This window comes from Bacillus sp. AM 13(2015) (genome assembly GCF_001518755.1).
Lineage (GTDB): Bacteria > Bacillota > Bacilli > Bacillales > Bacillaceae > Bacillus > Bacillus safensis.
The window spans coordinates 1-10962 of sequence record NZ_LKCP01000063.1 but is presented as its reverse complement, the minus strand read 5'-3'; the positions used below and the strand labels follow the sequence as shown (position 1 = coordinate 10962).

Sequence of the window (10962 nt, the reverse complement as noted above, 5' to 3'; positions counted from 1 at the left end):
TGGCTTTGAGCCTGACCCAGCTGATCCAACGAATCCAGTGACACCCGGTGTATTACGAACAACATACCAAGAGTCGTCAGTCATCACGATTTCCACTAGGACATAGCCAGGGAATACTTTCTTTTTGACGACTTTTTTCTTACCATTTTTAATATCCGTTTCTTCTTCTTCTGGTACGACGACGCGGAAGATTTTATCCTGCATGCCCATTGATTCAACACGCTTTTCCAAGTTCGCTTTTACTTTGTTTTCATAGCCAGAGTACGTATGCACAACATACCAATTCTTTTCCATTTTCGTTCAGGACTATTTAGTCCTTCCCTCCCCACATTTCATAATGTCTATTTGACGAATCTCGAGTACCGGTAAATATTTTCAAGCAATTGAAAAAACCCGTAAAACGGGTTTTTTGGCAAGTCATATTATGATCTATTATAGCACGTTCAGCAGACCATTATTCAAGTATTAATGAATTAATTCGATTAATTGTGAGATTCCTATATCAAGAAAAGAGAAAAAGATTGCAAAGAATACGACTGTTAAAATAACAGTGATTGTGTAGCGGACCATTTCGTTCTTCTTTGGCCAGCTGACCTTTTTCATTTCTTTTCCGACACTTTTTAAGAAACTGATAATACGCATGTAAAAGACCTCCACAGAATAAAGAACGCAAATCTTACTTCGTTTCTAAATGTGTTTTATGTGAATTACAAGTCTTGCAATATTTCTTAACTTCTAATCTTTCAGCTGCTGAAGCAACACTTTTCATTGTCGTATAATTGCGGCTTCCGCAGTCTTTACAGGCTAGAGTAATCTTTTTCCTCATATTTACACCTATTTTCTCGACATCATTTCATTAGTACCTTATCACAGTGTCGAAAAAGCTGTCAATATAGGTTTGATTAGAGACTAATCTCGCGAAGCTCTAAATATTTCTCTAATTTTCTCTTTACTCTTTGGAGTGCGTTATCAATTGATTTCACATGACGGTTTAAATCTTCAGAAATCTCTTGATAGGATCTGCCATCAAGATAAAGCACAAGTACCTTTCTTTCCAGCTCGCTAAGCAGTTCACCCATCTTCATTTCGATATCATCAAATTCTTCTTTGCTAATGATTAAGTCTTCTGGGTTAAGCGCTTTAGCACCGGAAATGACATCTAATAATGTTCTGTCCGATTCTTCATCGTAGATCGGCTTGTCTAATGATACATAGGAATTTAACGGGATATGTTTTTGGCGAGTAGCTGTTTTAATTGCGGTGATAATTTGGCGGGTAATACATAACTCTGCAAAAGCCTTAAATGAAGTAAGCTTGTCCTCTCTGAAATCGCGGATAGACTTATAAAGTCCGATCATTCCCTCTTGGACAATGTCCTCTCGATCCGCTCCTATCAAGAAATAAGATCTTGCTTTCGCACGTACAAAATTGCGGTATTTCGTTATTAAATAATCTAGCGCATCACTATCTCCGACATGAACCCTTTCAATGACTTGTTCATCTTCCAACTGGCAAAATTGCTCTCTGATGGACTTACCCTTGCTGTTGTTTAGATTCACTTCGATCCCCCCGACCGCACCTAGATAGAAATATTATACATTAATGGTTGAAATATCGTCAAGCTATTCCAGATTCCCGCGCCGCCATTTTTCAAACGTTTTCAATACATCTTCTGACAATTCAATCTTAGATGCTGGTTTATCAGAAGTAATCTTTTTGACTCTCGTTTCAATCTTTCGTTCTATCACTTCAATCTCTCTTAAAAGCTCACGAGCCGACTTCCGAAGAGCTCCTTGTCCAAAAATAGCCCATTGTTCCGTAAAATCTGAGGTTGCCACATGAATTTGCGTCCGAATATTATTCAAATCCTGCGCCAGCTTTTCAATCCGCTCATCCGCCGTTTCATTCTCTCTCGTAAAGATGACCTCTACTCGGTGATTGGTTCGCTTCTTTTCAATTCCTTTGACCATATGGGCATCGAATACGACAATGACTCGATACCCTGTGTATGCTTGATATTCTGCTAAATGTTGAATCAGCACGTCTCTGGCTTCTTCAAAGCTGTTTTCCTTTAAGTGCTGCAGCTGAGGCCATGCACCTATCATGTTGTATCCATCGACTAAGAGGATATCCATCTCTATTCTCCTAACGGATAACGTTTTCGATACACTTCATACATCAATAGACCAGCGGCAACTGATGCATTTAAAGAAGTAACCTTCCCGGCCATAGGCAGTTTAATTAGAAAATCACACTTTTCCTTAATCAATCGGCCAATTCCTTTACCTTCACTCCCAATCACAAGAGCCAGCGGCATTGTACCATCAAATTGTCTGTAATCCTGTTTAGCAGACGCATCTGTTCCCGCAACCCAGATTCCTCTTTCTTTCATTTCATCAAGGGCTCTTGAAAGATTGGTCACTTTTGCAACAGGAATATGCTCAATTGCTCCAGTGGATGCCTTAGCAACTGTTGTTGTTAGACCGACCGCTCTCCTTTTTGGAATGACAATCCCGTGTGCCCCTACAGCATCTGCCGTACGCATAATCGATCCTAAATTATGCGGATCTTCAATTTCATCTAAAATCAGAAAGAATGGCTGCTCATTGCGCTTTTCAGCGATTTGATACAGATCGTCCAATTCTGCATATTCATATGCTGCTACTTGTGCAACGATTCCCTGGTGCTGACCTGTAACCATTTGATCAAGCTTTTTCCTCGGAACATACTGAATGGTGATATTTTGCTTTTTAGCGAGTTCAATGACCTGCTGGGCTTGTCCTTTTACAGTGTTTTCTGCCATCCAGAGCTTGTATAACTCCCGATCTGACTTCAGTGTCTCAATCACTGCATTTTTCCCAATGACATAATCATGTTGCTGACTCATTTGTCTTCCTCCCTGACGTTCCGATTTCAATCGCCTGACCAATCAGCTCTTCTAAGCGTTCGTCCTGCTTTTCGATAAATAAATAACCCATGAGCGCTTCAAACGCTGTACTATAACGATACGTTTGAACGTCCGTGTTTTTAGGCACTGTGCCTGATTTTGCGTTTCTTCCTCTTTTCAGCACCGCTTCTTCTGCTTCAGTGAAAAAGCCTTGCTGCTGAAGCGTAAATAAAATAGCAGCCTGTGATTTAGCTGAAACAATTTTGCTTGCTCGTTTGTGCAGCTCATTTGGTTTTGTTGCCCCCGTTTGGAGGAGGTGATGCCTCACATATACTTCAAAAATGGCATCACCCATATAAGCTAGCGCAAGTCCGTTCAACTGTTTACCGTCTTTCAGCTTTTCAAAATTCAACATTGCCTATTCTCCTCTTTTCCAGCGAGTACCTTGAGGAGTGTCCTCCAACACAATATTCATGTTCTTTAATTGGTCACGAATTTGATCAGATAGGGCAAAGTCACGATTTCTTCTAGCTTCATTACGTTTTTCAATTAACGCTTCTACCTCTTCGTCAAGCGTGTGCTTTTCTTCTAATGAGAAGCCAAGAACAGACGTAATTTCTTGGAACAAGCCGATAAATGCCTTGATCACTTCCTCCGAAGTATGATCATTTTCCATATAATAATTCGCCTGTTTCGCTAATTCGAATAAAACAGAGATCGCATTTGCTGTATTGAAGTCATCATTCATTTCAGAAATAAATGTCGCACGCTGTTCTTCAATTTTTGCCAGCCATTCAGCATTGTCTTCCGTGATATTCGTGCTGCTCTCGAGACGGTGATGTAAATTCGCATACGATGTTTTGAGTCGGTTAAACGCACTCTTTGTACTTTCTAATAAATCCATTGAGTAGTTAATTGGGTGGCGATAGTGAACCGACAACATAAAGAAGCGGAGCACATCAGGATCTTGTTCTTTCACAATGTCATGCACCAGCACAAAGTTGCCAAGTGATTTTGACATTTTTTCATTATCAATATTAATATACCCGTTATGCATCCAATACTTCGCAAAAGGCTTCCCTGTCAAAGCCTCAGATTGGGCAATTTCATTCTCATGGTGCGGGAATGTTAGATCCTGTCCGCCAGCATGAATGTCGATCGTATCACCTAAATATTTTTTGACCATTGCCGAGCATTCGATGTGCCAGCCTGGGCGTCCTTCGCCCCATGGGCTATCCCATGAGATTTCCTGATCCTTTGCAGCCTTCCATAGGGCAAAGTCCAGTGCATCTCGCTTCTTTTCACCTACACGAATACGGGCACCTGTCTTCAGTTCATCAATCGATTGATGTGAAAGCTTTCCATAGCCTTCAAATGAGCGTGTGCTGTAATACACGTCGCCATCTGCTTCATAGGCGTAGCCTTTTTCAATCAATGTCGCAATAAACGCAATGATATCATCCATGTTTTCCGTTACTCGCGGGTGAAGGTCTGCTTTTTTGCAGCCTAGTGCACTAACGTCTTCAAAGTAGGCTTGGATAAACCGGTCAGCAATTGTCGGCACATCTTCTCCGAGTTCATTGGCTGCTTTGATGAGTTTATCATCCACATCTGTAAAGTTTGATACAAAGTTCACATCGTAACCGCTGTATTCTAAATACTTACGTACAGTGTCATAAACAATAGCAGGTCTAGCATTCCCGATATGAATGTAGTTATAAACGGTTGGTCCGCACACATACATCTTGACCTTTCCTGGCTCAAGCGGGACAAATTCTTCTTTCTTACGTGTCAATGTATTATAAATATTGATTGTCATGATTGTTCTTCCTTTCTGCTCAATGAAGCCAGCTCACCTTTTAGCTTTTCCATTTCTCGTTCCAATTCTTTAAAACGATCGGAAATTGGATCTGGCAAATCTTGATGATTGAGATCACGATTGATTTTCTTTCCATTTTGAACGACGACTCGCCCAGGTATACCGACAACGGTGGAATGGTCGGGTACGTCCTTTAACACGACCGATCCCGCTCCAATCTTGGCTCCTTTTCCAACTGTAATGGAACCAAGCACCTTGGCACCTGTCGCAATAAGGGCATCGTCTAAAATGGTCGGATGCCGCTTTCCCTTTTCTTTCCCTGTTCCCCCTAATGTCACGCCTTGGAAAACAGTGACGTTGTCTCCAATTTCACATGTTTCCCCGATCACAACGCCCATGCCGTGATCAATGAAGAACCGCCTGCCAATGGTTGCCGCCGGGTGAATTTCTACCCCTGTGAAAAAACGGCTGATCTGAGAAATGATTCGCGCAATAAAATACAGCTTCCGCTTATAAAATGCGTGCGCAATACGGTGAGCCCAAATCGCATGAAGCCCTGAATAGGTTAGCACTACTTCAATATAGCTTCTAGCAGCAGGATCTTGATCAAACACAGTATCAATATCTTCTTTCAGCATTTTGAAAAACACATGCTCCCCCCGTTCTTCCCCATCAATCTCTCTTAGGACTTGCTCTCTTTTTTTGGACAAATAAAAAACGCCTCTGCCAAATGACAGAGACGTTTTGAAAACGCGGTTCCACTCTGTTTAGAAAGCCACTTATCTTTCAGCCTTCTCAACTTAATCCCATAACGGAGGATACCGCCCTTGCATACTAACGTACGTGTTCCTCAAGGGTCTTGAGGGTGCATTTCCAACGTCTGCCCATAAGTCTCTTTCAGCCGGTGGAGACTCTTTCTGTGATGGACGAGTACATTGTACTTCTCCCTCGCAACGATTTCCTTATATTTGTTTAATGCGGTTTAATACCGTTTCTTTACCTAGTAATTCAATACTTTGCGGAAGTTCTGGGCCATGCGTTTGTCCTGTGACAGCCACACGAATCGGCATGAATAGTTTCTTGCCTTTATGCCCTGTTTCTTTTTGTACCGCTTTAATGGCAGCCTTGATTTCATCAGGTGTGAAAGACTCAAGCTGTTCAAGCTGACCTGCAAAAGATGCCATGACTTCTGGTACTTGCTCCTCTGCTAGAACTTCCTTTGCCTCTTGATTATACTCAATTTGCTCCTTAAAGAACAACTCTGTTAACTCAACAATTTCTGCTCCGTAGCTTAATTGTTCGTGATACAGAGAAATAAGCTTGCGTACCCACGTGTTTTCTTCTTCTGTCAGCTGCTCACTTACCTTGCCTGCTTTTTGAAGATGCGGAAGTGTTAGTGCCACAACCTGATCAAGATCAAGTGCTTTCACGTATTGGTTGTTCACCCATTTTAGTTTATGCATATCAAATAGAGCTGGTGACTTAGAAAGTCGATTCACATCGAAAATGTCGATGAATTGCTCTTTTGTAAACAGTTCTTCTTCGCCTACTGGAGACCATCCAAGTAATGCAATGAAGTTAAACAGAGCTTCAGGTAAATATCCTAAATTCTTATATTGCTCGATGAATTGAATAATTGATTCATCACGTTTACTTAATTTCTTGCGGTTCTCGTTCACAATCAACGTCATATGTCCGAATAGCGGAACATCCCAGCCAAATGCATTAAAAACCATAATTTGTTTAGGCGTATTTGAAATATGATCCTCTCCGCGAAGAACGTGAGTCATTTTCATCAAATAATCATCCACGGCTACGGCAAAGTTATAAGTTGGCGTGCCATCTTTCTTCACAATAACAAAGTCACCGATGCCGTCTGTTTCAAACGAAATATCGCCTTTAACCATGTCGTCAAATTTGATGATTTCTCCTTTTGGCACTCGGAAGCGGATGCTTGGCTCTCTTCCTTCAGCAACCAGCTTGTCCTCTTCTTCTTTTGATAAATGACTGCATTTACCAGAATATCGAGGCATTTCACTGCGGGCGATTTGTGCTTCACGCTCTGCCTCTAGCTCTTCAGCCGTACAATAGCACTTATACGCCAAGTCCTTCTCTAAGAGCTCGTCATAATATTTTTTGTAAATATCATTTCGCTCTGATTGTCTGTAAGGACCGTAACCGCCATCTTTATCAATGCTCTCATCCCAATCAATACCGAGCCATTGCAGGTGGCGAAGCTGGCTTTCCTCCCCGCCTTCTACATTACGCTTTTGATCCGTATCCTCGATTCGAATAATAAATTTGCCGCCTTGGCTGCGTGCGAACAAATAGTTGAAAAGAGCCGTTCTAGCATTCCCAATATGTAAATGACCAGTTGGACTCGGTGCATAACGAACACGCACTTCATTTCCCATGAGTTTAACTTCCTTTCATCTGCATCATGTTGTCTGACACCAATTTTTTATAAACGTATTTTATCATCAAAACCCATTCTCATCAAAATGGATTTTACTTTTTCTGAAGAAGCACTGTTGCCTGAGAGGCAATTCCTTCGCCTCTTCCTGTAAATCCGAGTTTCTCTGTCGTTGTTGCTTTGACGTTCACCTGTGTGACATCTGCCTCAAGTGCTTCTGCGATTTTCTCACACATTGGTTGAATGTAAGGTGCCATTTTTGGTTTTTGAGCCATGATGGTGCAGTCAATATTCACAAGTGTGTAACCTTTTTCTTTCACAAGTGCCCACACATGCTGCAATAATTTAAAAGAATCTGCATCCTTAAACTCAGGATCTGTGTCTGGGAAATGTCTGCCGATATCTCCTTCAGCAATCGCACCCAGGCAGGCATCTGCCACTGTGTGAAGCAGTACGTCAGCGTCTGAATGCCCTAGCAGTCCCTTTTCATAAGGGATGGTGACCCCGCCGATAATCAGAGGTCTTCCCTCTGTTAATTGATGTACATCAAAGCCTTGTCCTATTCTCAACATGATCTATTACCCTCTTTCCGCATCCATAATTGCCTTGGCAACCAATAAATCATCCGGTGTTGTCAGCTTAATATTGGTATAGTCTCCTTGGACAATATACACATTCTCGCCATGTAATTGTTCAACAAGACTGGCGTCATCTGTTCCAAGGAAGCCTGTCCGCTCCGCATGTTCATGCGCCTCTTTTAAAATAGAATGACGAAAAGCTTGTGGGGTCTGGACCGCCCACAAGCTCTGACGTTCAATGGTTTGTTCCACTTTTCCTTCTTGAACGCGTTTGATTGTGTCTTTCACTGGTACCGCTACAACTGCGGAGCCTTTTTCAATCGCTGCTTTAACGAGCAAGTCAATCTGTGTATGCTTAATAAAAGGCCTTGCCCCATCATGAACAAGCACGATGTCCGCATCTTTCACAGCCTTTAATCCTTCGTATACACTTTGCTGACGTTCTTCACCGCCAGTGACAAGTGAAACAGGCGTTTGAAAAGCGTGTACCTTGAGTAGCCTTTCAAAGTCTTGACGCTCCTCCTCATTGATCGCTAGGATCATGCGTTTGCATTGTGAATGAGCGTCAAACACCTTTAATGTATGAATGATGACCGGCATTCTTTTCAGCTCGATAAAAAGCTTATTGCGGCCGGCCTTCATTCGTTTCCCCTGCCCCGCAGCCGGAATAACTACTTCATAATACATGTTCGTTCTCCCTTTAGAGCGCCTTCTCCAGAAGTTTTGGCTTCGCAAAAATCATTCTTCCAGCAGCAGTCTGCAGCACACTTGTGACGAGTACATCGATGTCTTTTCCAATGTAATTGCGTCCTTCTTCGACCACAATCATCGTACCGTCATCTAGGTAAGCAACACCTTGGTTATGCTCTTTCCCATCTTTGATGACCTGTACCTTCATTTCTTCCCCAGGCAGTACAACCGGTTTAACCGCATTGGCTAGATCATTGATGTTTAACACTGCTACTTTTTGAAGTTCGCATACTTTATTTAAATTAAAATCATTGGTCACAACAACACCTGAAGTTAATTTCGCGAGCTTCACAAGCTTGCTATCAACCTCTTGAATGTCTTCGAAGTCACCTTCGTAAATTTCAACTTTAATATCCAACTCTTTTTGAATACGATTTAAAATATCAAGACCTCTCCGGCCTCTATTTCTCTTTAATACATCTGAGGAGTCTGCAATATGCTGTAATTCCTCGAGTACAAATTGAGGAATAACCATGACGCCTTCTAAGAATCCAGTTTGGCAAATATCTGCGATTCTTCCATCAATGATAACACTTGTGTCTAAAATTTTCAGCTTTTTATCTTCTATTTCAGGTTCATCATCAGCTGCTCCTTTTTTCTTGCTGACCTTTGCAGACCGGGAGAACAGCCCCATCATTTCATCCTTCTTCTTAAAGCCTACCTGAAACCCAAGGTATCCTAAAAAGAAAGCCAGGAAAATCGGAATAATGGTACCAAAAATATGATATGGGATATTGTTTAGCGGGATCACGTTTACAATAAGATATGCTAGAATAAGTCCAAATACTAATCCGAAACTTCCAGATATAAGATCAGGAAGAGGCGCCTTCAATAGAGAATCCTCGATCCATTTCACCCAATTTACCACATAACCTGTGCACCATTTGCCGATGATCAAGAATACAGCGGCTCCTATTAGTGCTGAAGAGTAAGCATTTGTTATGAAAGGTATGTCCTTTACATTTAAAAGCAGAAATAACTCTGGAATGATAAAAATCCCCACAACTGCACCAAAAATGATAAAAAACGCCTGAACGATTCTTTTTAACATACCTTCACCTCCTTTATTTTTCATCTGTCAATCCACCTTCATCTGACATTGATATATGTTTAAGTTTCCTATCATGAGCAACAGAAAACAAAACCATCATTAATATACCCATATTCATCCATTTTTAACCGTAATAGAGAAAAATTTCTCTTCTTAAAGCTGACGGTCGATATAATGTTTTTCTTGTAACCTTTTTAATCCTTTTTTTATCTTTTTCGCTCTTACTTCTCCAATTCCTTCTACTTCATCCAATTCTTGTACATCCGCTTCCATAATTCGATCTAGCACACCGAATGCTTCAACCACATTTTCAACGATCGGCATTGGCAGTCTAGGGATTTTATGGAGCAACCTGTATCCTCTTGTGTACACATATTCGTCAATATTTGTAGAAGCTGGATATCCAAGTAACTTGTACAGAATGGAATCATCTAAAAGCTCAAAGCTCGACATATCTTGAAGTTGTTTAAGCAGCACATACGGATCTTTGATCTTTTCTTTCACGTAATCTTTAATAAATAAAGCCGCTTCCTGCTCCATATCTGTAATCAGCTCATTGACTTGCAGACGGATCAAGTGTCCCTCTGTTCCAAGCTCTTTGATATACATATTGATTTCATTTTTGATTCTAAGAACCATTTCGTAGCGGTGCAGCACGGATAATACATCACCAAAGGTCACAAGCTCTTCAAATTCTAGGGCGCTTAACGCAGAAATGGCGTGATCTAAAATGGTTTTATATTTCTCAAGTGTTTGAATGGCTTGATTCGCCTTTGTTAAAATAAAACCAATATCTTTCAGCGTATAACGACGATTCCCTTGGTATAAGGTAATGACGTTCCTCCGTTCAGAAATGGCGATGATTAAGCAGCCTGTCTGCTTCGCTACACGTTCAGCCGTCCGGTGCCTCATGCCTGTTTCCGATGAATGGATGGTGGCATCTGGCATCAGCTGTGTATTCGCATACAAGATTTTTTGACCAGAATCGCTAAGAATAATCGCCCCGTCCATCTTCGCCAATTCATATAAATGTGCTGGAGAGAAGGCAGAATTAATGTGAAATCCTCCATCTACCACACTCTTTACTTTGTCATTATAACCAACAACAATGAGCCCGCCAGTATTGGCTCTCAAGACGTTTTCAATCCCTGCCCGCAGAGGTGTTCCTGGTGCCACAAACTGTACAATATCTAAGAGATCGAGTTCTCTCGCTCCTTTTTTCTCTTTTTCCATTTCTATGATCCCCCTAGTGAAATTCGAAGTGCCTCCGCTACATTTTCTACACCAACTAACTCAATCCCTCTCGGCTTTTTCCATCCGTCTATATTCGCCTGAGGAATAAACATTCGCTTAAATCCTAGTTTCGCAGCTTCCTGCACTCGCTGTTCAATTCTTGATACTCTTCTGACTTCTCCCGTCAGACCGACCTCTCCTATAAAGCAATCCGCTTGATGCGGCGCTGCG

14 protein-coding genes, 1 pseudogene and 1 other annotated feature are annotated in these 10962 nt (G+C 41.5%); all 15 genes and pseudogenes read right to left on the bottom strand.

Annotation, left to right across the window (positions count from 1 at the left end; translation table 11 throughout):
- The coding region (locus tag AOQ70_RS10785; RefSeq protein WP_331457678.1) for a transcription termination/antitermination NusG family protein at positions 1-294 on the bottom strand (294 nt) is incomplete at its 3' end.
- Between the two features lie 171 nt (positions 295-465).
- Complete coding sequence (secE, locus tag AOQ70_RS10780; protein ID WP_008345422.1) at positions 466-642, bottom strand: preprotein translocase subunit SecE; 177 nt, start codon at positions 640-642, stop codon at positions 466-468.
- 34 nt (positions 643-676) lie between these two features.
- Positions 677-826, bottom strand: coding sequence for a 50S ribosomal protein L33 (gene rpmG / locus AOQ70_RS19300; protein WP_008356502.1), 150 nt, complete (start codon positions 824-826; stop codon positions 677-679).
- A 76-nt stretch (positions 827-902) separates the two neighbouring features.
- Positions 903-1559: an RNA polymerase sporulation sigma factor SigH gene (sigH, locus tag AOQ70_RS10775; RefSeq protein ID WP_008345424.1), complete on the bottom strand. Its 657-nt coding sequence runs from the start codon at positions 1557-1559 to the stop codon at positions 903-905.
- Positions 1560-1622: 63 nt separating this feature from the next.
- Positions 1623-2135: a ribosome-dependent mRNA decay endonuclease Rae1/YacP gene (rae1, locus tag AOQ70_RS10770; RefSeq protein ID WP_024425589.1), complete on the bottom strand. Its 513-nt coding sequence runs from the start codon at positions 2133-2135 to the stop codon at positions 1623-1625.
- A 2-nt stretch (positions 2136-2137) separates the two neighbouring features.
- The gene (gene rlmB / locus AOQ70_RS10765; RefSeq protein WP_024425588.1) at positions 2138-2887 is read right to left on the bottom strand and encodes a 23S rRNA (guanosine(2251)-2'-O)-methyltransferase RlmB; all 750 of its coding nucleotides are present in this window, start codon (positions 2885-2887) and stop codon (positions 2138-2140) included.
- Positions 2871-3302 (bottom strand): Mini-ribonuclease 3, encoded by a 432-nt coding sequence (locus tag AOQ70_RS10760; protein WP_024425587.1) that lies wholly within the window; start codon positions 3300-3302, stop codon positions 2871-2873. The genes rlmB and AOQ70_RS10760 overlap by 17 nt, the downstream gene beginning before the upstream one ends.
- A gap of 3 nt (positions 3303-3305) precedes the next feature.
- Positions 3306-4706 carry a cysteine--tRNA ligase gene (gene cysS, locus AOQ70_RS10755; RefSeq protein ID WP_034283904.1) on the bottom strand — a complete coding sequence of 467 codons (1401 nt, stop codon included), beginning with the start codon at positions 4704-4706 and terminating at the stop codon, positions 3306-3308.
- Positions 4703-5356 carry a serine O-acetyltransferase gene (gene cysE / locus AOQ70_RS10750; protein WP_059376229.1) on the bottom strand — a complete coding sequence of 218 codons (654 nt, stop codon included), beginning with the start codon at positions 5354-5356 and terminating at the stop codon, positions 4703-4705. Before cysE ends, cysS begins: the two co-directional genes overlap by 4 nt.
- Positions 5357-5438: 82 nt before the next feature.
- Positions 5439-5669 (bottom strand) — a binding site (T-box leader).
- Positions 5669-7120, bottom strand: coding sequence for a glutamate--tRNA ligase (gene gltX, locus AOQ70_RS10745; protein WP_059376227.1), 1452 nt, complete (start codon positions 7118-7120; stop codon positions 5669-5671). It overlaps the preceding feature by 1 nt.
- Positions 7121-7214: 94 nt before the next feature.
- Positions 7215-7691 (bottom strand): 2-C-methyl-D-erythritol 2,4-cyclodiphosphate synthase, encoded by a 477-nt coding sequence (gene ispF / locus AOQ70_RS10740; protein WP_003216928.1) that lies wholly within the window; start codon positions 7689-7691, stop codon positions 7215-7217.
- 6 nt (positions 7692-7697) lie between these two features.
- Complete coding sequence (gene ispD / locus AOQ70_RS10735; RefSeq protein WP_041084742.1) at positions 7698-8384, bottom strand: 2-C-methyl-D-erythritol 4-phosphate cytidylyltransferase; 687 nt, start codon at positions 8382-8384, stop codon at positions 7698-7700.
- A gap of 13 nt (positions 8385-8397) precedes the next feature.
- Positions 8398-9498, bottom strand: coding sequence for a PIN/TRAM domain-containing protein (locus AOQ70_RS10730; RefSeq protein WP_047203808.1), 1101 nt, complete (start codon positions 9496-9498; stop codon positions 8398-8400).
- Between the two features lie 153 nt (positions 9499-9651).
- Positions 9652-10731 (bottom strand): DNA integrity scanning diadenylate cyclase DisA, encoded by a 1080-nt coding sequence (gene disA / locus AOQ70_RS10725; RefSeq protein ID WP_024425581.1) that lies wholly within the window; start codon positions 10729-10731, stop codon positions 9652-9654.
- A gap of 2 nt (positions 10732-10733) precedes the next feature.
- Positions 10734-10962: pseudogene (locus tag AOQ70_RS10720) on the bottom strand (DNA repair protein RadA); the annotation flags it as partial.